At 58.8% G+C, this 21,462-nt stretch carries 20 protein-coding genes and 1 rRNA gene (1 of these 21 running past the window's edge); 5 read left to right on the top strand and 16 right to left on the bottom strand.

Going from position 1 to position 21,462, the window contains the following annotated elements; all coding sequences use genetic code 11:
* The 4 genes from H4317_RS01105 to fdhD form a co-directional block, all read right to left on the bottom strand.
* A 16S ribosomal RNA gene (locus tag H4317_RS01105) occupies window positions 1-85 on the bottom strand; it reaches 1,428 nt to the left of the window's first position.
* A 934-nt stretch (window positions 86-1,019) separates the two neighbouring features.
* On the bottom strand, window positions 1,020-3,575 hold the full coding sequence (locus tag H4317_RS01100) for an FdhF/YdeP family oxidoreductase (RefSeq protein WP_185888367.1): 2,556 nt from the start codon (window positions 3,573-3,575) through the stop codon (window positions 1,020-1,022).
* 38 nt (window positions 3,576-3,613) lie between these two features.
* Window positions 3,614-3,943 (bottom strand): DUF7009 family protein, encoded by a 330-nt coding sequence (locus H4317_RS01095; RefSeq protein ID WP_185888366.1) that lies wholly within the window; start codon window positions 3,941-3,943, stop codon window positions 3,614-3,616.
* A 53-nt stretch (window positions 3,944-3,996) separates the two neighbouring features.
* Window positions 3,997-4,887, bottom strand: coding sequence for a formate dehydrogenase accessory sulfurtransferase FdhD (gene fdhD / locus H4317_RS01090; protein WP_260625767.1), 891 nt, complete (start codon window positions 4,885-4,887; stop codon window positions 3,997-3,999).
* Between the two features lie 141 nt (window positions 4,888-5,028).
* Here fdhD and moeB point away from each other — a divergent pair, with 141 nt between their 5' ends.
* Window positions 5,029-6,129, top strand: a complete 1,101-nt coding sequence (moeB, locus tag H4317_RS01085; protein WP_185888365.1) for a molybdopterin-synthase adenylyltransferase MoeB — start codon at window positions 5,029-5,031, stop codon at window positions 6,127-6,129.
* 88 nt (window positions 6,130-6,217) lie between these two features.
* Window positions 6,218-7,381, top strand: a complete 1,164-nt coding sequence (locus H4317_RS01080) for a putative sulfate/molybdate transporter (RefSeq protein ID WP_185888364.1) — start codon at window positions 6,218-6,220, stop codon at window positions 7,379-7,381.
* 32 nt (window positions 7,382-7,413) lie between these two features.
* Here the strand turns inward: H4317_RS01080 and moaA are convergent, their stop codons facing one another.
* Complete coding sequence (gene moaA, locus H4317_RS01075) at window positions 7,414-8,421, bottom strand: GTP 3',8-cyclase MoaA (protein ID WP_185888363.1); 1,008 nt, start codon at window positions 8,419-8,421, stop codon at window positions 7,414-7,416.
* A 123-nt stretch (window positions 8,422-8,544) separates the two neighbouring features.
* Here moaA and moaD point away from each other — a divergent pair, with 123 nt between their 5' ends.
* Both moaD and H4317_RS01065 read left to right on the top strand, forming a co-directional pair.
* Window positions 8,545-8,787, top strand: a complete 243-nt coding sequence (gene moaD, locus H4317_RS01070; RefSeq protein ID WP_185888362.1) for a molybdopterin converting factor subunit 1 — start codon at window positions 8,545-8,547, stop codon at window positions 8,785-8,787.
* A gap of 194 nt (window positions 8,788-8,981) precedes the next feature.
* A complete protein-coding gene (locus tag H4317_RS01065) occupies window positions 8,982-9,401 on the top strand; it encodes a molybdenum cofactor biosynthesis protein MoaE (RefSeq protein ID WP_185888361.1) in 420 nt (139 codons plus the stop codon).
* 84 nt (window positions 9,402-9,485) lie between these two features.
* On the opposite strand, the gene H4317_RS01060 is transcribed toward H4317_RS01065, so the two are convergent.
* The 3 genes from H4317_RS01060 to moaC all read right to left on the bottom strand — a co-directional run bounded on the left by H4317_RS01060 (window position 9,486) and on the right by moaC (window position 13,075).
* Complete coding sequence (locus H4317_RS01060; RefSeq protein ID WP_185888360.1) at window positions 9,486-11,264, bottom strand: S41 family peptidase; 1,779 nt, start codon at window positions 11,262-11,264, stop codon at window positions 9,486-9,488.
* Window positions 11,265-11,412: 148 nt separating this feature from the next.
* Complete coding sequence (locus H4317_RS01055) at window positions 11,413-12,597, bottom strand: NTP transferase domain-containing protein (protein ID WP_185888359.1); 1,185 nt, start codon at window positions 12,595-12,597, stop codon at window positions 11,413-11,415.
* Window positions 12,587-13,075, bottom strand: a complete 489-nt coding sequence (gene moaC / locus H4317_RS01050; RefSeq protein ID WP_185888358.1) for a cyclic pyranopterin monophosphate synthase MoaC — start codon at window positions 13,073-13,075, stop codon at window positions 12,587-12,589. Before moaC ends, H4317_RS01055 begins: the two co-directional genes overlap by 11 nt.
* Window positions 13,076-13,255: 180 nt before the next feature.
* Between moaC and H4317_RS01045 the strand changes: the two genes are divergently transcribed.
* Entirely contained in the window at window positions 13,256-14,476 is a 1,221-nt protein-coding gene (locus tag H4317_RS01045) for a molybdopterin molybdotransferase MoeA (RefSeq protein ID WP_185888357.1), read from the top strand.
* 58 nt (window positions 14,477-14,534) lie between these two features.
* On the opposite strand, the gene H4317_RS01040 is transcribed toward H4317_RS01045, so the two are convergent.
* The 8 genes from H4317_RS01040 to metF form a co-directional block, all read right to left on the bottom strand.
* Complete coding sequence (locus H4317_RS01040; RefSeq protein ID WP_185888356.1) at window positions 14,535-14,954, bottom strand: putative signal transducing protein; 420 nt, start codon at window positions 14,952-14,954, stop codon at window positions 14,535-14,537.
* 84 nt (window positions 14,955-15,038) lie between these two features.
* Window positions 15,039-15,182: an MFS transporter small subunit gene (locus H4317_RS01035; protein WP_185888355.1), complete on the bottom strand. Its 144-nt coding sequence runs from the start codon at window positions 15,180-15,182 to the stop codon at window positions 15,039-15,041.
* A gap of 32 nt (window positions 15,183-15,214) precedes the next feature.
* On the bottom strand, window positions 15,215-16,618 hold the full coding sequence (locus H4317_RS01030) for an L-lactate MFS transporter (protein WP_185888354.1): 1,404 nt from the start codon (window positions 16,616-16,618) through the stop codon (window positions 15,215-15,217).
* Between the two features lie 213 nt (window positions 16,619-16,831).
* Window positions 16,832-18,316, bottom strand: a complete 1,485-nt coding sequence (locus H4317_RS01025; RefSeq protein WP_185888353.1) for an N-acetylmuramoyl-L-alanine amidase — start codon at window positions 18,314-18,316, stop codon at window positions 16,832-16,834.
* Window positions 18,317-18,424: 108 nt separating this feature from the next.
* On the bottom strand, window positions 18,425-18,964 hold the full coding sequence (locus tag H4317_RS01020; protein WP_185888352.1) for a hypothetical protein: 540 nt from the start codon (window positions 18,962-18,964) through the stop codon (window positions 18,425-18,427).
* Window positions 18,965-19,022: 58 nt separating this feature from the next.
* Window positions 19,023-19,610, bottom strand: coding sequence for an energy transducer TonB (locus H4317_RS01015; protein WP_185888351.1), 588 nt, complete (start codon window positions 19,608-19,610; stop codon window positions 19,023-19,025).
* A 243-nt stretch (window positions 19,611-19,853) separates the two neighbouring features.
* A complete protein-coding gene (locus tag H4317_RS01010; RefSeq protein ID WP_185888350.1) occupies window positions 19,854-20,333 on the bottom strand; it encodes a tetratricopeptide repeat protein in 480 nt (159 codons plus the stop codon).
* 93 nt (window positions 20,334-20,426) lie between these two features.
* Window positions 20,427-21,383, bottom strand: a complete 957-nt coding sequence (metF, locus tag H4317_RS01005; protein WP_185888349.1) for a methylenetetrahydrofolate reductase [NAD(P)H] — start codon at window positions 21,381-21,383, stop codon at window positions 20,427-20,429.
* Between the last annotated feature and the right edge of the window lie 79 nt (window positions 21,384-21,462).

Here is a 21,462-nt window from a genome sequence, read left to right as displayed (position 1 = left end):
TAGTGTATTGCTACACCCGTTCGACTTGCATGTATTAGGCCTGCCGCTAGCGTTCATCCTGAGCCAGGATCAAACTCTCCATTGTATAAAAATCCTAATCTGTGGCGAACCACAGACGATGTCGAGTGCTGATCCGACTCGTGTTAACGAGCTGTTTACTTCTTATTTCTACGCGTGGTCTTCTCTCGTGTTCCTGCGCCGAAGCCCAGGGAAAGAAGCCCTTTCATTTGTCTTTCCATCCATTCAAAGAACGTGCGTCGTTTCGCATTTGAAACAACGTAGTGACTCTACTTGTGAGTCGGTGTGCCGGCTTCCGATCGAAGCGGGCTGCAAAGGTAACACCGTTTTTGCTACAACCAAGAAAAAGATGTTCTTTTTTTCTTGGCCTGTCCGCTCCGCCTCTCGGTCGAGGCGCGGCGGGCTGCAAAGGTAACTCCCTTTTCTGACTTTCCAAATCCTGCCAGAAAAACGTTTTAGGGTTTTTCTCAGAACTCGTGCCGCCTCCGATCGAAGCGGGCTGCAAAGGTAGCAGCTTCTTTTCTTTGTTTGCAAGCACGCAAGCAAACTTTTTTTTCGAAGCGGGTTCCGTTTCCTTCCGAAGCGGGCTGCAAAGGTAAGTAGACTTTTCTACGTTTGCTACCCCGCCACTTAACTTTCTTTTCCGGCCCGGCTAGCCAGGCCTCCCCTCCGCGTTTCGGATTGGGAGTGCAAAAGTAGAAGGACAAATCCTGTGGTGCAAGTCCGGCAGGAAACATTTTTGGTTGTGGCGCCGTAGCAGGCTGCCGCCAATCATGACCGGACCCTGGCACACAACTACTTAGTAGCATCCGTTAGTTCACTCCGAAAGGAAAAATAATTGCCGTGTTGGTGTAGATGCTGCAAAATGGCTGTCTTGAAGTACCAGGTCACACAAAAGCCAACCTCCTCTACACTGCTAAAAACAAGCAAAGTGTGTAGAGGAGGTTGGCTTCAATAGAACTTGGTGTGCTCTCTTGTACTCTTATATATATAGTGAGAGACTACGCTTCTACTGCTAAGCGCTGCTCTATGGGAGCACCTGTTGTTTTGAGGGTAGGCACTACCGTAACTACCACGTACTTGGAAGTAGGTGTATTGCTGGTTTTGGCAACGCTGGATATAGGGACCAGCGGATTGGCTTCGGGGAAGTAGGCGGAGACGTTGCCTTTCGGAATGTCGTAGGGTACGGCCACGAACTTTTCGACAGTACGCTTTTCCCCTTTGAAGTGACTGGTAATATCAATAAGGTCTTTGGCAACAATACCGCGCTCGGCCATATCCTGGGGATTCATGAAGAGGACCCGCCGCTCGTTGAAGACGCCACGATACCGGTCGTTGTAGTCGTATATAGTAGTGTTGAACTGGTCGTGGCTGCGCACAGTCATCAGGATAAGCTGATCTGGCTCCAGTTCGCGCTGGTAATGCTCCAGTTCGGTGGTTGTGAAGTTGGCCTTGCCGTTGGGCGTGGTAAACTTTCGCTCACGGGGACCATTAGGCAGGTAGAAGCCGCCCGGACGGCGCAGCTTTTCATTGAAATCCTCGAAGCCGGGAATCACGCGGCTGATATGGTCGCGGATGACGTCGTAGTTCTCGGTCATGGCTACCCAGTCGGCGATATTGGTGCGGTTGCCGAGAGTGGCAATGGCCACACCACTGATGATGGCCACTTCGCTCATCATCTGGCCCTCGAGGGGAATCAGCACGCCTTTGTTCTGGCTGACAACGCCCATAGAGTTTTCGCAGGAGGTCATCTGGTGGCCGGCCTTTTGCATATCCACATCGGCGTGCGTAAAGCACGGCAGGAGCAGGCTGGTTTCGCCGGTGGTGAGGTGGCCGCGGTTGAGCTTGGTGCCGACAAATACCGTGAGCTTTTGCTTGCGCATGCCTTCGGCAATGACTTCGGTATCGGGGCCAGCAGCCAGCAAGTTGCCGCCGAGGCTGAAGAACACCTTGGTTTTGCCCTTGTACATGGCTTTGATGGCTTCTACCGTGTCGTAGCCATGCTCGTAGGGGGCCTGAAAGTTGAATTCTTTGCTTAGTGCGTCCTGAAACTTCTTGGTTGGCTGTTCCCAGATGCCCATGGTCCGGTCGCCCTGCACATTTGAGTGGCCACGCACTGGGCAAGTACCTGCACCGGGCTTGCCGATGGCCCCCTTCATTAGTTGCAGATTCACGATTTCCTGGATGGTTTGCACGCCCTGCCGCTGTTGCGTGACGCCCATAGCCCAGCAGGTGATGATCTTCTTTTTAGTCGCCAGCATATTGGCAGCTTTCAGCAACTGGGCACGGCTAATACCGCTTAGCTCCTCAATATCTTCCCAGGAAGTATTGCGGATATTCTGCTCGAACGACTCGAAGCCGGTGGTGTACTCGGCAATGAAGGCGCGGTCTACTACCTGGCCAGGGTTGACGTCCTCGGCTTCGAAGAGGTGCTTCATGATACCACGCAGCAGGGCCATGTCGCCATCTACCCTCACCTGCAGATACAGGTCGGTTATCTGCGTGCCGTCGCCCATCAGCGCGCCCAGCGCCCTGAGCGGATTCATGAAATCCTGTGGGTTCTTGAAGTGGTTGAGGCCGGCTTCGATGAGGGGGTTGATACTGATAATCTTAGCTCCGTTGCGCTTAGCCTTCTGCAGAGCCGACAGCATACGCGGGTGGTTGGTACCCGGATTCTGCCCAATGATAAGGATGACTTCGGCCTCGTAGATGTCATTGAGCGTGACGGAACCTTTGCCTAGACCCAGCGTGGGACTGAGGGCCGCACCGCTGCTCTCGTGGCACATGTTGGAGCAATCGGGCAGGTTGTTGGTGCCCAACATCTTGGCAAACAACTGAAACAGGAAAGCCGGCTCGTTGGGCACTTTGCCTGAGGTATAAAACACGGCTTCATCAGGAGACGACAGCGCGTTCAGATGGTCGGCAATGAGCTGAAAAGCGTCGGGCCAGGCAATGGGCGAATAGTGGTTGTCGCCGGGGCGCTTTACCAGTGGGTGCGTGAGGCGGCCAGCGTTGTTCTGGTCCCGGTCAGTCATCTTAGACAGCTGAGCCAGGCTATTTTTCGCAAAGAATTCCGGACCGGCAGCTTTGTCGTCGGCGTCGGAGGCAGTGGCTTTCGCACCGTTTTCGCAGAATTCCGCGACGGAGCGGTGGTCGTCGGGGTCGGGCCATGCGCAGCTGGAGCAGTCGAAACCATCTTTTTGGTTCATTTTGAGCAAGCCCCGGGTGCCGCGGTTCAGCCCGCCTTCACTCCAGCTAAACTCCATGGACTTAATAACGGCCGTGACGCCGGCGGCTACTTTGGCCCGCTCTTCGAGCCGGAGGCCGGTGAGGGCTTCGGGAGGCTGGGCAAGGATAGGATGGGTGTATTTTGCGTTAGCCACGTCTGGAGGATTAATGTTGCTCTCGTCGCGCGCCGCCTGCGGATCAGGACGATAATGGTCCGGTGCCGGTGCTTCGCCCTGGTCAGGACGCTCCCTACTTTTGGGCTCATTGGCGGCCTTTTGTTCGTGCTGCTTGCCTGCTTTGTTCGGATCGGCGACGGGAGACTCTTCCATGATGTAGGGGGCTTCGGTGGGAGCAGGAATGAAGAAGACTAATGCTTGCAGCCTAAGTCCTTTTCTACCAATATATGCAGTACTTGGTTGCCGGCAACTGGATAACTGCCACGCAGGCTGATGGTTTCGGTGGTAGTCCATTCATCAGATAGCACAGACGGCACCTGAACTGTGATGCGGCCCGGCGTATAAGCCAGTCGCAGCTCCAAACTAGCATCAGCTGTCCGCTCTAGAGTATAAGTCAGCGTATCGGTGGGGGCAGGACCAAGCGGTACTACAGTATGGAGTTGGCCGGCGTGGCCGAACTCCTTTACCTCTTCTTGAGAAAGACGCAAGCGCAGGGTGTTGTCTTCGAGGCGGAGTTTCATGGAGTGCGAAGCGGGAAACAGCAGAAATAGCGAATCAGAGTCAATATGGAACCTTAGCCTATCGGCTTTAGCTCCGGTTCGTCTGTGATACGCCAGTTGTGACTGTAGATGTTGAAGCGGTTTTGGCGCACAAAGCCGCAGAGCGTCATACCGAAGTTGTGGGCAGCCGATACAGCAAGGGAACTGGGGGCGCCTACAGCGGCCAGGACCGGAATACCCGCTACGGCGGCTTTCTGTACCAACTCGAAGCTGGCGCGGCCACTGACCAGCAGCACCGCGTTGTGGAGTGGCAACTGCCCGGCCAGCAACGCCGCCCCAATTACTTTGTCCAGAGCATTATGGCGGCCTACGTCTTCGCGCAGCAGCAGCAGTTCGCCGGTCGGCGAAAACAGCGCGGCCGCATGCAGGCCACCGGTTTGCTCAAACAACGCCTGCGCCGCGCGCTGCCGCTCGGGTAGCTGATGAATTACGGCAGTGGCTACATAGGGTCCCTGGGCAGGCAAAACCGGGCAGCTGGCCGCGTGCACCGCCTCGATGCTGGTTTTGCCGCACACGCCGCAGCTGCTGCTGGTGTAGAAATGACGTTCCAGCCGGGGCAAATCGGGCACGGAAGCAGGATTGAGTTCTGCACGCACCACGTTTTCGCGCTCCTCCTCCTTCTCTACATCGGGGCAGTAGATGATGCCCTGCAGTTCTTCGCGGCAGCGAATAATACCTTCGGTGAGCAGGAATCCGGCCGTCAGCTCAAAATCGTGACCAGGAGTGCGCATCGTGACGGACAGCGTGCGGTGCTGACGCTGGCTCTCGGGGCCGTAACCAACGCGAATTTCCAGCGGCTCTTCGGCGGCCAGCACGTCGGAGGCTTCCGTAGCTTCTGAGCCCTGCACTTTCTGCACGGTCACGTATTCGTAGCTGGTAGGAGGCAGAAAAACGGGAGTTGCCACTGAGAATCCGGATAGCCAATGATGAAGCGCCGCGCAGATGCAGCCGGCGCGTAGTATCTTAACCTTACGGGGTAGTTGTAAGTTTGAATAAGCCACAGTCACGATACCCGCCCATTTATCCGGTCGCCTACTTTGCCAGCTATGCTTACTACGGAAGAACGCCAGCGCTACCGCCGCCACCTGCAGCTACCCGAAATAGGCGAGTCGGGCCAACTACGCCTGAAAAACGCCCGCGTGTTGGTGGTAGGCGCCGGCGGCCTAGGCTGTCCGGTACTGCAGTATCTGGCGGCTGCCGGCGTAGGCACGCTGGGCATCGTGGACGCGGATAAGGTGGAGATGAGCAATCTGCAGCGCCAGATTCTCTATGGACCAGCCGATGTAGGCCAACCCAAAGCCGCCGCCGCCGCCCGGGCTGTGCAGCGGCTCAACCCACTGGTTCGGACGGAAGTGTATAGCTGCCGTGCCATGCTGGGCAATGTGCGCGAGTTAGTAGCGCAGTATGATGTGGTGGTAGATGGCTCCGATAATTTCCCGACCCGCTACTTGCTCAACGATGCCTGCGTGAGCTTGAACCGGCCGCTGGTTTCGGGTGCCATCTACAAGTTTGAAGGGCAGGTGTCGGTGTTCAACTACCAGGGCGGGCCCACGTACCGCTGCCTGTTTCCGCAACCACCCGCTGCCAGCGAAGCCCCCAATTGTGAGGATACCGGCGTATTGGGCGTGCTGCCCGGCCTGATAGGTACGGCCCAGGCGACCGAAACACTGAAGGTAGTGTTAGGAATTGGGGAATTGCTGGTGGGACGACTCTGGATGCTGGATGCTTTATCGTTTCAGACTCGGATTCTGAAGTTTTCGCGCAAGCCGGAGCAGGCGTCCATCAACCTAGATACCGCCAACCGTGCCGATTACGCCGACTTGTGCGGCGCTGGGATTAGTACAGTATCGGCGGTGGAGCTGCACGAGCTGCTGGAATCGGGCCACCCGCCGTTTCTGCTGGATGTGCGTGAGCCGGAAGAATTTGCCCTGACGCACTTGCCGGGCGCTACGCTGTTGCCGCTGAGTAGCCTAGAAAAAGGAATGGCCTCTATTCCGCGGCACCATCCGGTGGTGGTGTACTGCCGCTCCGGCCGCCGCAGTGCCCAGGCCATCGAGCTGCTGCAGAATACGTATGGATTCACCAATCTGCAGAACCTGACGGGCGGTATGCTGGCCTGGCAGGATACCGTAGAAAAAGCGGTTTGAGCCATATTACATCGGGTTTTTAGGATGCTGGCTCTAGTCTGCACCAGAAACCAAACTGAGCCATATTTCCCTGTCCGAAGCATCCTTTATGCCGCTTACTGCCACCCGTCCTGCTCGCCCACGCATCCGATTTGACAGAAATGAGCTGGCCGGAGCCTTCGGAGATTTAGGAACGGACTTGCCGCTGCTCATTGGTATCATTGCCGCCTCAGGCATGGATAGCGCCGGAGTGCTAATCATGTTTGGGCTGATGCAAGTGTTTTCGGGGCTCTGGTATGGCATGCCGATGCCGGTGCAGCCACTGAAGGCGTTTGCCGCGCTGGTTATTGCCCAGAAAATTCCTGGACGCCTCATCTTCGGCGGCGGGCTGGCTATTGGTATCAGTATGTTGCTGCTCTCAGTCACGGGGCTGATTGACGCGCTGGCCCGGCTCGTGCCTAAGCCCGTGGTGCGCGGCATCCAGTTTGGGCTTGCACTGCAGCTAGCCACGCTGGCCCTGAAAGAGTACGTGCCCGCCGACGGCTTGCCGGGATACGCACTGGCCGCCGCCGGTTTTCTGGTGACGGTAGTGCTGCTGGGAAACCGCCGCTGGCCGGCCGCGCTAGTGGTATTGGCGCTGGGCGTGGCGTATGGCCTGGTTTTCAAGCTTGATCTGGCCACGGCCCAGCGGGCCATCGGGCTCCACCTGCCAGCCTGGCACGTACCCGCCACCGCCGATATTTTGACGGGCGCCGTGCTATTGGCGCTGCCCCAGATTCCGTTGTCGCTCGGCAATTCGGTGCTGGCTACGCGGCAGGTGGTGCAGGATTACTTTCCGGAGCGGAGCCTCACAGTGCGGCAAATCAGCTTTACGTATGCTCTCATGAACCTAGTGAATCCGTTTCTGGGCGGCTTTCCGGTGTGCCATGGCTCAGGCGGCATGGTGGGGCACTACACGTTTGGCGGGCGCACTGGCGGTTCCGTTCTGATTTACGGCGGACTGTTCTTGGTGTTGGGACTATTTTTCAGCCAGGGCTTCCAGCAAATCGTGCAGATATTCCCGCTGCCGGTGCTAGGCGTATTGCTCCTTTTTGAGGCCCTCACGCTGGCCACATTGCTCCGCGACATCACGGCGCACCGCGCCGATTTGCTGGTAGCATTGCTGGTAGGGCTACTCTGCGCCGGCCTGCCGTACGGCTACCTGGTGGGCTTGGTGTTCGGCACGGCGGTATATTATGCTATGCAGCGCGGCTGGGTAGGCTTGGGCAAATAAGCCGACGGGCAAACCAGTTGTAGCATCCGAAGTTACCCGCCAATCGTGCTCATCGACTCGAAGCTGAGTTGATGCACGGGGCGGCGCTGCTCGGCTTCGAAGCCATTGGCTGCGCGGTGGCGGAAGGCGCTTTTCAGGGCTTCTACCACTTGTTCATCCGTTGAGCCGCCACGCAGCAGGGCCCGCACATCCAGCACGCCTTGGTCGTAGAGGCAGGTTTTGAGGCCACCTTCGGCCGTGAGGCGGATTCGGTTGCAGGTACCGCAGAATGTGCGTGAGTAGGCCGCAATGATACCGATGCGCCCCTGATGACCGGCAATACTGTACTCGGAAGCCGTAGCACCGGCGGGCGTGGCCACGGGCACAAACTCGCCTAGGTGAGCCTCCAGATGCTGCCGGATGCGGCGGTGGTCCCAGGGCAGCGTGGCGGCGTGGCTGCCGCCGTTGAAGGGCATTTCCTCAATGAAGCGTACTTCTACGGGCAGTTCCCGCGTCAGCTCGGCCAGCGGCACTAGGTCTTCGATGTTCTGCCCGTCCATCACCACCGCGTTGATTTTCACCTGAATCCCGGAGGCCAGCAACGCGTAGAACGTGTCCAGCACCCGCGGTAGCTCGTCGCGGCGCGTGATGCTGGCGAACCGGGCACGGTCCAGGGTATCGAGGCTGAGGTTGACGGCTTTCACGCCCAGGCGGGCCAGCTCGGGCACATACGGGGCCGTGAGCACGCCGTTGGTAGTCAGGCTTAAGTCGTCGAGGCCGGGAATGGCGGCGAGGCGGGCCATAAACGGCACCAAGTCGCGGCGCACGAATGGCTCCCCGCCCGTCAGGCGTACTTTGCGTACGCCCAGGCCCGTGAGCAGGCCAACCAGCCGCTCCATCTCCTCGTAGGTCAGGAGCTCCTGCTTGGGCATGTACTTGATGCCTTCTTCGGGCATACAGTAAAAGCAGCGCAGGTTGCACCGGTCCGTCACGGCCAGCCGCAGGTATTCCAGCGGACGGCCATGATTATCAAACAAAACAGACGGAGCGGCACCAGCCATAGCAGCAGCAATAAAAAAGAGAGTAGCCCGGTAAGGGCCGGAATCTGTCAACCAAAACGTAACACGCGCGTTGTGGTTTGGGTTTGAAGTGCGTACTGCTACTATATTTTGCTCCCCGACCCTATGAACCTGAAAATAGCGCTTTTTGGCATTGCCAAGGAAATTGTGGGCCAACCAGAGCTAGCTCTGAACTTCCCCGAAGGCCAGCCCGTGCACCAGCTCCTGGAGCAGCTTCGCACCGACTACCCGGCCCTGCGCCAGCTCAGCAGCTTAGCCGTAGCCGTGAACAACGAGTACGCCGAAGACACACAGCTACTGCAGGAACGCGACGAAATAGCCCTGATTCCGCCGGTATCTGGCGGGTAGCGAGCGGGCCTCCTCGTTGCTGATACTGTTTCACTGGTGTGGTCTGGTGCGGGGCAGGTCGTTCAACGACGCGACGCGACTACGCGTCTCTACACCGTTCAGATTGCCCTTGACGTCAGCACGCGAGATGTCCCACAGGCTGGGAACGACACTCTGTTTACCTATCACCATTCTTCCATCACCTCATCACTCCCTTGATTCACATCGACCTGACCGACCAGCCCATTGACATAGCCGCTGCCCTGCGCAGCGTGGAAGCCGATGGGGCAGGCGCTATCAATACCTTTATCGGCACGGTACGCAACCAGAGCACCGGCCGCCCCGTGGTCCGGCTGGAGTACGAAGCCTATGATAGCATGGCCCTGCACCAATTGCGCAAAGTGGCCGAGCAGGCCGCCGAAAAGTGGCCGATGGTGCAGAAAATAACCGTCGTGCACCGCAAAGGCACCCTCTATATCGGCGACGTGGCGGTGGTGGTGGCCGTATCTACGCCGCACCGCGCCGAAAGCTTTGCCGCCTGCCAGTACATCATCGATACGCTGAAACAGGTAGTGACTATCTGGAAAAAGGAGTTTTATCAGGACGGCGACGTGTGGGTGGCCGCGCACCCGTAAGGCAAGCAAAAAGTGAAAAAGTAAAACGGGTTGTCGGGGTATCCTAAATTGGGGTGCCCCGACAACCCGTTTGCTATCGGCAGTTTACTGCTGCTCAATCAGTGCTATGGCCCGTTCCAGCACCTCGTCGCGGCCGGCTCTGATGCCAGCAATGGTGGGCTTCACTTCAATATCCGGCACAATGCCGATGCGCTGGGTTTCGCGGCCGTCGGGGTAGTACACGCCCAGGCCGGAAATGCGGGTAGTGAGGTTGCCCGGCAGCACAATGGTGGATACGTTCCCATCGGCCCCGGCAGTGGTGCTGCCCATTACCACGGCCCCCGGCACCGCCCGCAAAGCCATGGTAGTGTATTCCGACTGGCTAACCGAGAGTTCATTCACCAGAATTACCACTTTGCCCGGGTAGACCAATGTCTTCCCCGGTTGCACCTGCAGCGGCTTGATGGTGGTGAACAGGCCCGGGTACGTGGGCGTTGGCAGGCTGAACCGGACGAATTCGGCAGGTCGGCTCAAGAGGTATTTTGACAGGGAAAATACTACGAAATCCGACGGATAATTACGGATGTCGATGATTAGGCCCTTGGTACCCTGGGCTTCTGCCATAATAGCCGGCAGCTCTTTGTTCTTGATGGTGCCCAGCGTGAGGTGCCCGACGTTGCTCGGAAGCTTGCGCCAGGCCGGGGCAGTCGGATCGGGCGTGCCCAGGTTGAAGTTCAGGTTGAGCCGGTTGCTGGCGAAGCGGCTAATCGTAAAGGGCAGCTCTTTGCCATCCCGCCACACCAGCAGCTTCACCTGCCCGGTGTTGCCGCGCAGTAGGTCGCGGGCTATGTTGCGTAGCTGGGTAGGCTCGTTGGAGGCTGGCGTGAACGGCTTCCGCTCCGCCATGAGGTCCTTTACCTTGCGGCCATCCACCGTCAGCACCACATCGCCTTTTTGCAGGCCTGTGGCCGCACCTAGCTGCGGGTCATAATATTCCGTCACTACGGCCTGCCCTTCCACAAACCGCACCTGCACCGGCGCATAAAGCGTACCCCGGTAACTGGCTATGATGGGGTCAGCGTCTGAGATATTGGCGTGAGTATCCTGAATGCGGGCAATGAGGGCCAGGGCCGTAGTTCGGTACTGCTCCGGGGTGCGGGCCGCTACCATTCGGGGCAGAAACTCCGGTAGCACCTGCTGCCAGTCCCCATCAATGGCGTAGCAGTAGGGAAAGAAATAGTCAATCATGTTCCAGTACCGAAACAGGGACAGCACGCGCAGGCCGTCGTCGGGCAGGCTGCCGGCAGCGGAAGGATAGGCCTCTTCGTGCTCAAACAACGGGTTCCCGATGCTGGGGGCGCTGCGCACATAGTAGTGCGGCCCCTGGTTGCGGTTCTGGCGCAGGTACACCAATTTCTGGCTGAGCGCCGGGCTAACCTGGCGCTGGTCGGTGAGCCAGGCCAGGTCGGGCTGCAGGCGTACTTCTTTGGGTTTCGGCTCCCTGCAGGCGGAGCAGGCTGGCACCGGGCCCAGGCTGGTAAGCCAAGCGCTCAATACCTGGCTGCGGGTCTGTTGGGTAGAGGTCTGCAACACCTTGGGCAATATCCGGAACAGCTCGGCGTCCATGTTCACCTCGCCCCGGGCCACTACCGGGTGGTAGTATTTCGCAAAGCCCCACACCCGGCCCAGTACCGCTAGGTTTTCCAACTGCTGCTTGTTCAGGTTGCTGAGGCTAATGCCGGAGCCCCGGCGAAAAGCAGTGTCCTGTTCGGCTTTGAACTGTTGCTGCGGCTTTAGCGAGGAGTTGGGCCCTGAAGCCGGCTGCTGTGCCTGGGCGGAAAGGGTGTAGGCCGCAAGGGCCAGTAAAGAATAGAAGCACTTCATATAATGGGATAGAGTCAGAAAGCAGCCCTAAAGTAGCGGCAACTTCCTGACTTTGGCCTATTTATTTTTCTAGTACCGGCCACTTGTACGCCTATCTTTTTCGCATTCCACGCCAGCTACTCGCTTTGCTCGTGCGCGAAGCGGGGCGCTACTCCAGTTCCTGCCGTACCTGCGCAGCTTCCTCGGGCGTATTCACGTTGCGTAGCTCCTCCGGGGCGGGCGCGGGCAGCAGCTCAATATTCGAGTTGATGAGCGTTTTGCGCGGACAGCTATAGCCCAGACTCAGAAAGCGCAGCAGTTGCGGATAGCTGGACGGCTCCCAAATGGTGATAAGCGGCTCCGGCCATTCATTCTCCGGACTTTGAAAAGCCGTGGCTATGCGGGCTGGCTGGCGGTGCCGCACCAGATGCGCCAGCGTAACTTCCGACAGCAGTGGCAGGTCGCAGGCTACTACCAGCCAGGCCGCGTTGGGGTCGAGGCGAAGAGCCGAGAGGATGCCGCTCAGCGGACCCAAATCGGCGAAGGTGTCGGGCAGAGGGCGCAGGCCGGCGTATTCCAGCTCAGTTATCTGGTCGGGGCGGCAGGAAACGTGCACGTCCTGGCAGAAAAGGGCCAGCATCTCTGCGGCGTACGCGCGCTGCTCCTGGCCGTGGTAGCTGAGTTTGCCTTTGTCCTGGCCCATGCGCTGGCTCCGGCCGCCGGCCAACACCAGCCCCCGCAGCGGCGGCGCAGCGGCGTGCCATTCCTGCAGGATAAGGTCGGCAATGGCGGCGGTATCGTGGAGCGACAGTACCGGCACTGGCGCTTCAGCTACATGTGCCTGCAGATAAGCCGGCACCTCGGTTACGCCTTCGGGCAGCAACAAGGCCCGCACATCAGTAAGGCGGTCCAGCTTTTTTTCTACGGGTTTGGCGGGGTCGAGAATCACGAGCTGCTGGCGGGCCCGGAAATGGTTGCCATTCACGAGCACCAGATTCTGGTGCTGCAACAGCTCCGGCTGGCTGAACTTGTCCAGCGGGCGCTTCACATCGAGGCGGGTGAAGGTGATTTTGTCGGTCAGCTCGGCGGCGGCACCGGCCTGTAGAATAGCATCTTGGCCCCCGCTGCCACCTTGCGCCGCGTCGTCACCGGCGGCGTGGTCGGCATCCACGTAGGCCACACGCAACGTGGGTTGTAGCAGAGGCAGCAGACGGGCCGCCAGCTCCTTGATTTTGCCACAAGGCGCACCCAGAATAGCTAACTCGTGCCGGCCGAATTCGCCAGCATGTGGGCGGGTCAGTTGAGCGTGCTTGCTGCGAGGCGCGTCGTTGAGGGGTAATTGGTTATCCGGCATGATAAAAATCCTGTTTGCCCCCGGTTTTACTCAGCAGGCGCGTTTCCTGAATCACGATGTCGTGCGACAACGCTTTGCACATATCATAAATGGTGAGGGCCGCTACCGATGCGCCGGTCAGGGCTTCCATTTCGACGCCGGTTTTGCCCGTGACGCTGGCCGTGCACTCAATCAGCACGGCATCGGGCCCATCTACTTCAATGCGCACCTGGCAGTCGTCGAGTCCCAGCGGGTGGCACAGCGGAATCAGCTCGGAGGTGCGCTTGGCCCCCATGATGCCGGCCAGAATGGCGGTCTGGAACACGGGGCCTTTGCGGGTGGGCAGGTCGCCCTGCTGCACCAGCGCTATAATTTCGGGGCCGAGCACCACGCGGCTGCGGGCGCGGGCTACGCGGCGGGTGGCGGTTTTGGCGCCCACATCGACCATAGCGGGCTGGCCGGCGGCGTTGAGGTGCGTGAGTTTAGGAGAATCGGACATAACTAGGAGACGAAAACGGAGGGACGCATCTTTGCGTCGTGTTGTTGCCGGCAGCACCTTACGGCGCACCAAAAGGCGGTATCAGCACAACCTGTAGCACCGCGCAGAGTTTCTTATACGGCAACCTGCGGCCGACAACGGTCGACGGCAAAGATGCGCCTCAACTTCTGACTTCCGAGTATGATTTCTGCTGAACAGGCTACCCAGCTTATTGCCGCCACCATCCGGCCGCTGCCCATCGAACTGCTGTCGTTGCCGCTGGCCGCCGGGCGCGTGCTGCGCGAAGACCTGCGCGCCGACCGGGACTTTCCGCCCTTCAACCGGGTGGCTATGGATGGTATTGTGGTACAATATGCGGCCCTTGAAGCCGGTCAGACGGAGTTTCTGGTGGAGCGGACGCAGTTTGCTGGCCAGCCACCGGAGCCCCTCCAAAATCCGCAGGCGGCCATCGAAATTATGACGGGCGCCTCGCTGCCTGAGGGTGCCGACACCAGCATCCGCTATGAAGACCTGACTTTCCGGACCGACGAAACCACCGGCCAGCGCTACGCGCAGGTGCAGGTGCCGCCGCCCCGTGCGGGCCACAACATCCATCCGCGCGCCGCCGACCGCCGCCAGGGCGACCTGCTGCTGCCGGCCGGTACCGTGCTGGGCCCCACAGAGCTAGCCGTGGCGGCCACTATTGGGGCGGCTACGGTGGCCGTTACGCGCCGCCCGCGGGTGGCAGTTGTCAGTACCGGCGACGAGCTAGTACCCATCACGGCCACTCCCCTGCCCCACCAGATCCGGCGCTCCAACGGCCTGATGCTGCAGGCTGCCGCCGATACTGCCGGGGCCGTTACGGCGCTGTTCCATTTCAACGACGACGTAGCTGCACTACAGCAGGGCCTGCCAGCACTACTACACGACTTTGATGCGGTGGTGCTGAGCGGCGGCGTATCCAAGGGCAAAGCTGATTTTTTGCCAGAGGTGCTGCGCAGGCTGGGTGTGGAGCAACGGTTTCATGAGGTGCAGCAGCGGCCAGGCAAGCCGTTTTGGTTTGGGCAGCACCCGAGCGGAGCAGTAGTGTTTGCGCTGCCCGGCAATCCGGTGTCGTCGTTCGTGAACTTTTACCGCTACGTGCACCCGTGGCTGCAGGCGGTGCAGCACCCGGCGGCGGTATCACCTGGCCCCGTGCCCGCAGTACTAGCTACCGATGTCAGCTTTCGGCCGGTTCTCACGCATTTTCTGCTGGTGCGGCTGGAAGATGCGCCCGACGGCCGGCGCCTCGCGCATCCCGAGCGTGCCGGCGGCTCCGGCGACCAAGCCAGCCTGCTGACCAGCAATGCTTTTCTGGAGCTTCCCGCCGAGCAGGAGCATTTCCCGGCTGGCACGGTGCTGCCGGCGTGGCGGTTCCGGTGAAAGATTGATTAGTTGATTCTCGCACGTCTGAAAGCCGGGAAAGCAGCTACCGATATGTTCATCCCTCAAAATCCAGCCCGCAGTGGAAGCAGTGGCACTGGGGTTTCTCGGGGTCCAGGAGCCAGAGGCGCAGGCGGGTAAGCAGGGTGTGGGTGGGCTGTGGCGTCTGCTGGCAGACTACGTCGGTATGGTGGCAGCGGGGGCAGCGGGCAGCATCGGCGGTGGTTTCCTCTTCAGAGTGCGCCAGCGCATGCATGCTCGTGCGGCTATCTTCTAATATTTCCTGCGCTTCTGTTAAGTCCTGCTCCCGTACGTGCAGCCGCACGCCTCCCGAAATAGGGCCATAGGGGCGGTTTTCGTTGCTGAGGAAACTGGGAATACCGGCCGCGTCCAGCTGGTTTTTGGCCAGGTGCGCTGAAATAACATTGGCGAAGGATGCCAGCAGCACAATCGGGGTATCAGGAGACTCGTCGTACATGGGCCGCTGGTTTTCAGATAAAACAAAAGAAGCACCCTTTCGGGTGCTTCTTTCATTAGCCGCAGCTTTTTTCTGCAGAGCGCCTTATTGAAACAGGGCCAAGGCTTTGATAAAGGTCTGAGAAACGCCCCAAGCCAATGGAACGCCCACGAAGAGCCAGGCGAAAGCCACAGCTCCGGTAGAGCTGGGCGTGGCGTCAGAATTGGGATAAGAGGTTTTCTGGTCCATGAGTTCAGGATATGTAGGATGATGGTAGCGGATTAGGCCGCTGCTTTTTTAGCAGCTTCCTTCTCGAAGTATTGCTCCGCCACAGGCCGCACTAGGAAGTTGGCAATCAACCCCACGACCAGCAGGCCCGCCATGGTGTAGAACACTGACTGATACGCGGCCGCCCCTACCAAGCCATTGGCCTTGGCATTGGTATGCAGGTAGTTCACGATGACAGGGCCCAGCACACCAGCCGTACTCCAGGCCGTAAGCAGGCGGCCGTGGATGGCGCCCACTTGTAGCTTGCCGAACAAATCGGAGAGGTAGGCTGGGATGGTGGCAAAGCCGCCACCATACATGCTCAGAATCACACAGGTTACTACCACAAACAGCGTAAGCTGGGCGCCGGCTCCCAATGTGGGCACCAAGGCATAGAGCAGAATCCCCAGTCCGAAGTAGATGGCATAAGTGGTTTTGCGACCCATCTTGTCCGAAGCCGACGACCAGAAGAAGCGCCCTAGCAGGTTGAACAGACTCAGCAGCCCCACAAAGCCCGCAGCAGCAGCAGCAGTAACGCCCCGGCCCGCGCCCATCACTCCGTCTGAGAAAGACTCTTGGATAAGGGGCGAGGCCGTTTCGAGCACCCCGATACCGGCCGTCACATTCATACACAATACCACCCACAGCAGCCAGAATTGCGGCGTCTTAATGGCGTTGTCGGCCGTGACGTTACCGGTCGTAATCAAGGCGTTGTGCTCGTTGGAAGGCACGTAGCCTTCTGGTTTCCAGTCATCCGCCGGCACCCGAATGGTCCAGACACCGAACTGCATGAACAGCAGATAAATCAGGCCCATAGCCAGGAACGTGGCGGCTACGCCCAGCGTGCCGGTTCCAGCCGCCTTAAAGTGGTCCATGAGGGTTACGGCCAGTGGCGAGCCAATCATGGCGCCGCCGCCAAAGCCCATAATGGCCATGCCTGTAGCCACGCCGCGGCGGTCTGGAAACCACTTAATGAGTGTACTCACCGGTGAGATATAGCCAATGCCCAGCCCAATGCCGCCTACAAAGCCGTAGCCGAAATATACCAGCCAGATGCTGTGCAGATGTACACCCAAAGCCGCAATAAAGAAGCCACCACCAAAGCACAGCGACGACGCCAGCATGGCTTTGCGAGGACCTACCCGCTCCAGCCATTTTCCAAAAATGGCCGCGGAAAGACCTAGCAGCACAATAGCAATAGAAAAGATAACCCCCAACTGCCCAGGTGTCCAGTCAGTAGGTGCGGGGGCATCGGGGTTGCCACTGATGAGGGCACCGAGGGGCTTTTTGAATACGCTGAATGCATATGCCTGCCCAATTGCCAGGTGAATGGCCAGGGCGGCGGGGGGCACCAGCCAACGATTGTAGCCGGGCCCGGCTACGGTGCGGCTGCGGTCCAGTAAGGAGTCTTCTGCCATGTGCATGGTGGGTTTGGTTGGGAAAAAGGAGCGTCGGCACTCCCAGCATCTACCTGATAGGCAGGACTGAGAATGAGGAAGATATCGGCTTTGTACGCCGATATTCAGCAAATACTCAACTATTTTTTGCTAAAAAACTATAGCAACCCCTGTAGCAACATCATTTTACCTGCTGTGAAAGCCGTTGCGACGTCCGAAGCCTTGCTTCACGCTTTATTCTGTAGCTGCCTGCTTACTCAGCCACCCGCCCAGGCCTTTCTTCCGTGCAGCCTTCAGAAAGTCGTCGATTCCGGCCGCCATAGCATTGGCCATCTGCTCCTGCCGGATGGGGTCAGTCAGCAGTTTCTCGTCTTCCGGATTTGATACGAAAGCCGTTTCTACCAGCGCATTCGGGTATTCGGTCGGTCCGTTGAGGCCAAAGTTGAAATTGCCAACTAGCCCCCACCCTGGCAAGCCGGTTTCCTGCATACGCCCATACAGTGCCTCAGCCAACGGCTTGTAGGCTGGGTAGCGGTAGAAAGCACTGGTACCACGCGCCGTGGTGCCACCAGTAGAGTTGACGTGGATACTGACCAACAGGGCCGGCCGCCGCCGCCGCAGCAATGCTACCCGTTCTGCTATTTCCAGGCTCACATCAGTTTCGCGGGTCATAAGTACGCGGGCTCCCCGGCGCTCCAATTCCTGCCGCAGCTGTTGGGCTATAGCCAGTGTAAGGTCTTTCTCACGGGCTCCGCTGGCGCCAATAGCTCCTACATTGGTGCCGCCGTGCCCGGCATCAATAGCCACCAACAGCCCCTTCAGGCGTAGTTTGGCGGGTGGGCGCGCCACCTGCACAACCAACGTATTTTTCTCGTATCCAATGTGGTAGCCCCAGCTTTGGTGGTGGCGCAAAGGCAGTACCATCCTGAATACATCGGGTTGCGGCTGCTCGTAGTAGATGGTGCCTAGCTCGCGCAAGCCAGCCCGCTGGGTTATCCAGTTGGTGTTAGACGTGGCTCCAAATACATCTATCACTAGCCGCGTGGGGTTCTGAAGCACCTGAGAACGGTAAGGCAGCCGCTGTGTTAGGGGCATACGCACATAGTCGTAGAGGGAGTCGCCGAGCACGCTCCAGGAACCGGTGAGGGAAGCAGGCACAAAGCCGCCGGCAGGAAGCAGCCGGACGCCTGCTACCGGTGCCCAAGCATAGTGGCCTTCCGCCAGCCGCACGCGGTATTGGTCTGCCACCCGGCCTACCACATGCAGCAGCACCAACGAATCGAGGTAGCCCATCTTGGCCCCACCCAGCCGGTCATCGCCGAGGCCGTAGTTGAGGTGGGCCAGTGCGCCTTTGGTCACGGCCAGCTGTGGCTGGTTTGGGTTTAGCAGCCGCACTGGGAAAGACGTTTGCAGCGAATCATGGCGGCCATCGGGCAGGCGCAGGTGCAGCCACAGCGGCTTACCTCCGCTCAGGGTATCAGTGGGCTGCACCTGATAGGTTCCTTGATACACACCTCGCACACCTTGGGCCTGCTCAGTGGTTAGCTCCGTCAGGAGCTGGCCGTTCAGGAAAGAGGCTTGGCCGCCCGGCTCTCCCAGCAAGCGCACCTGCAGCGCGTCGCCAGGACTTAGCCATAGTTCGCCGGCTGGTATAGTTTCCGCCTTACGAATAAGGCGCTGCGCCTGTGCCACCTGCCCCAACAGCAGGAGAGCTGCCACGCAGGCTATCCATTTGCTACTCTTTGCCGTGCTAGTTTTCTGCACCATTGCCGGAAAAAGAAAGCCCCGCACTGCGGCGGGGCTCATTACACATTGAGTTGTGGCTGGTTATTTTTCCTTTACCGCGTCGCCAAGGTCTTTCACGTCGCGGCCCGTTTCAAGCGCCGTAAACTCGGTCTGTAGTGCCCGGATGTGTAACTCGTCGCGGCCTCTGATATCGAGCCGAATGGTACGAAACCGCCCATTGAGGCGGCGGCTGAGCGCCGTGGCATAGTCCCAGTCGCGCTGGGTCCACTGCTTGCGGTTAGTGCGTACCTGCTGCATAAACTGCACGAACGCCGGCTCAATAGTGGTCGGCGTCAGTTGTTCGATGTTGCCGTAGCTGCCCAGCAGCTGGCTGGCAAAGGCGCGGGCGGCCACCGTATCGAGCGGCTGGCGGCTTCGCTCCCGCGACACTGAATCGAAGCGAGCAGCCCGGCGGCCTACAGTGCGCAGCTTATCAGCGGCTCGGTTGGCCAGCGTGTCGAGGTTGCGGGCTTCTTCGCGCACTGCTTCCTGCCGCTCACGCGGAGTAGAGTCGCAGGCGGTGAGCAGAACGGCCGCCACACTCGTGGCTGTCAGGAGGCGAAAGGTTAGGAACAGGTTCATGGAGCCAATGTACGCAGGTAGGGCCGGTTGAGGTTAGGCTATACGCGGCATACTGCGGCTAACGCGGTGCCTGAAGCCGAAACGTAAACGGTAGTTCATACACCACCGGCACGGCACGGCCATTCAGGCGGGCCGGAATCCACTGCGCCGGAATAGTACGGCTAAGACGTAGCGCCTCTTCGTCGCACCCGCCCCCAATACCCATCAGAACTTTGTGGGAGGTAGCACGGCCCAGCGTATCAATGGCAAAAGAAACCAGCACGCGGCCCTGAATATTGCGGCTTTGGGCTTGCTGCGGGTAGTTGAGGCGGGCCATATAGGCTGCTAGTGCCGCTTCACCGCCAATAAAAAGCGGCGGCTGTTCCACGCGCGTCCGGGTCCATTGGCCTGGCTGCACCTCCGTTTCATACGGAATGTCCTCGATAGGCCGGTAAAAAATGAGTTTGTTGGCGGTATGGTCGTAGCGTTGTACTAGCACCTGTCGGCCGTCGCGGGTCAGGCTGAAATATTCCCAGACACCTACTTTTTTTCCTTTCACCATTTCGCCGGCTTCCAGGTCGCTTTTGCGGCGCTGGGCGGTAGTATCAGGGCTTATCAATAGCAGTGAAAGGGCACAGAGTGCCCCTAAAGTGTAAGCGTGTTTCATGCGTGGGTGGGAAGAGGTACGGCAAGCCTGGGGGGATTAGGCAGTAAACCGCAAGAGCAAAAAAATAATATTTAAATCCAATATCAACCTTTTTGCTGTTCCTTGTCCCAACTGGATGCTTTATCACTTGGAACACCTTAGAAGGCGCTTTATATGACCAAACAACCTATTGATACACTGAAAGGCAGCAGGTTAGACTCCGGAAATTTACAAATGTCCTCACACATATACAAACCCGTCTATTTAGCTTTCTGTATCCCCTAATCGGTTGCGCAAATCGTGCAACTGGGCCTGCAGGCCCGGCCAGTGGCGGCAGATGCGCTGCAGGCGCAACAACACGCGCAAGGCGCCTGCATCGTCGCCGAGCATGCGGATCATTGTCGCCCAGCCGCTCAGTGCCCCAAAATGGCGCGGTTCCAGGCGAAGTGTCTGCTGAATGTCGCTGATGGAGGCGCGGTATTCTCCTCGCAGGTAGTAGGCAGTTGCGCGCTTATTCCAGCCTTCTGCATACGTGGGGTGCTCCTCCACCAGTACCGTAAAATCTGCAATGGCGTGGCTATAGTCGCCGGCAGCCATAGCCCGCATACCGGCCTCCAGATGCTTGTCCAGCCGCTGATTACCCGTGGCCAGCCATAGCTGCCAGATACCGTTTTGCAGGGCCTCTATCTCGGTAGGCGTAGTAGCCACGCGCAGACGCTCAAATAGCTCATTCAGCGTATCCAAAAGCAAAAACTTGAGAGGTGAGACAGTAAGCAGAAATACGCAGACGGACCCGTCGCGGCTGGTCCGTCTGCGTATTTCTGCTTACTGTCTCGGCTAAAATAAAGCCGCCGCCACCCGCCGGATACTCTCCGACTTGCCCATGCTATAGTAGTGCAGCACCGGCACACCGTGGGCCATTAGCTCCTTGCTTTGGTTGATGCACCATTCAATCCCGATTTCGCGGGCTGCTGTGTTGTCTGGGGCCAAATGTACGGCATCAGCCAACTCCTCTGGAATGTTGAGGTAGAAGGCACGCGGCAGCATGGTGAGTTGGCTTTTGGTAGTGAGCGGCTTGAGGCCGGGGATGATAGGCACCGTAATACCGGCTTCGCGGCAGCGCTTCTCGAAGGCGAAAAACTGCTCGTTGTCGAAGAACATCTGCGTCACGATATAGTCGGCGCCGCGGTCCACTTTGTGCTTAAGATAGCGCAAATCGGCCCCGTAGTTTGGCGACTCGAAGTGCTTTTCGGGGTAGCCGGCCGTACCGATACAAAAGCTGGTAGCCCACACATCATCCTGCTTTTCATCCAGATACGCTCCTTTGTTCAGGTCCGCCACTTGCCCAATCAGGTCGCAAGCATATGCGTGGCCGTCAGGATTGGGAATGAAGTTGCCTTCGGATTTGATAGGGTCGCCACGCAGAGCCAACACGTTGTCGATGCCCAGAAAATGCAGGTCGATGAGGGCATTTTCTGTCTCCTCCTTGGAAAAGCCGCCGCAGATCAGGTGCGGCACGGTGTCTACGTCGAAGCGGTTTTTGATGGCCGCGCAGATGCCCACAGTGCCGGGCCGCTTGCGCACAGTTTTCTTTTCCAGCAGACCGTTGGGATGCTGGCGGTACACGTACTCCTCGCGGTGGTACGTGACGTCAATAAACGGCGGCTTGAACTCCATCAGCGGCTCGATGTTGGAGAACAGATTTTGGATGTTCTCGCCCTTTTTTGGGGGGAGAACCTCGAAGGAAAACAGCGTTTTGCCTTCGGCGCGGTTCAGGTGTTCGGTTACTTTCATCAGGAGCGCCAACTGTCAGGTGGCGAGTCGTGGGATGTAGCGCGAAGCTTGTGCTTTGCACTTCGTTACTGGGAATAAG

The sequence above is a fragment of the Hymenobacter sediminicola genome (genome assembly GCF_014250515.1).
GTDB lineage: Bacteria > Bacteroidota > Bacteroidia > Cytophagales > Hymenobacteraceae > Hymenobacter > Hymenobacter sediminicola.
This window is presented reverse-complemented; position numbering and strand designations above follow the sequence as displayed.

Coding starts and splice junctions, on each gene's coding strand:
- H4317_RS01030 (WP_185888354.1), bottom strand. CDS start 16,618: ATGGCAGAAGACTCCTTACTGGACCGCAGCCGCACCGTAGCCGGGCCC.
- H4317_RS01020 (WP_185888352.1), bottom strand. CDS start 18,964: ATGAACCTGTTCCTAACCTTTCGCCTCCTGACAGCCACGAGTGTGGCG.
- H4317_RS01045 (WP_185888357.1), top strand. CDS start 13,256: ATGATTTCTGCTGAACAGGCTACCCAGCTTATTGCCGCCACCATCCGG.
- H4317_RS01015 (WP_185888351.1), bottom strand. CDS start 19,610: ATGAAACACGCTTACACTTTAGGGGCACTCTGTGCCCTTTCACTGCTA.
- H4317_RS01095 (WP_185888366.1), bottom strand. CDS start 3,943: ATGAAACTCCGCCTCGAAGACAACACCCTGCGCTTGCGTCTTTCTCAA.
- moaC (WP_185888358.1), bottom strand. CDS start 13,075: ATGTCCGATTCTCCTAAACTCACGCACCTCAACGCCGCCGGCCAGCCC.
- H4317_RS01035 (WP_185888355.1), bottom strand. CDS start 15,182: ATGGACCAGAAAACCTCTTATCCCAATTCTGACGCCACGCCCAGCTCT.
- H4317_RS01100 (WP_185888367.1), bottom strand. CDS start 3,575: ATGGAAGAGTCTCCCGTCGCCGATCCGAACAAAGCAGGCAAGCAGCAC.
- moeB (WP_185888365.1), top strand. CDS start 5,029: ATGCTTACTACGGAAGAACGCCAGCGCTACCGCCGCCACCTGCAGCTA.
- moaD (WP_185888362.1), top strand. CDS start 8,545: ATGAACCTGAAAATAGCGCTTTTTGGCATTGCCAAGGAAATTGTGGGC.
- H4317_RS01055 (WP_185888359.1), bottom strand. CDS start 12,597: ATGCCGGATAACCAATTACCCCTCAACGACGCGCCTCGCAGCAAGCAC.
- metF (WP_185888349.1), bottom strand. CDS start 21,383: ATGAAAGTAACCGAACACCTGAACCGCGCCGAAGGCAAAACGCTGTTT.
- H4317_RS01080 (WP_185888364.1), top strand. CDS start 6,218: ATGCCGCTTACTGCCACCCGTCCTGCTCGCCCACGCATCCGATTTGAC.
- H4317_RS01060 (WP_185888360.1), bottom strand. CDS start 11,264: ATGAAGTGCTTCTATTCTTTACTGGCCCTTGCGGCCTACACCCTTTCC.
- moaA (WP_185888363.1), bottom strand. CDS start 8,421: ATGGCTGGTGCCGCTCCGTCTGTTTTGTTTGATAATCATGGCCGTCCG.
- H4317_RS01040 (WP_185888356.1), bottom strand. CDS start 14,954: ATGTACGACGAGTCTCCTGATACCCCGATTGTGCTGCTGGCATCCTTC.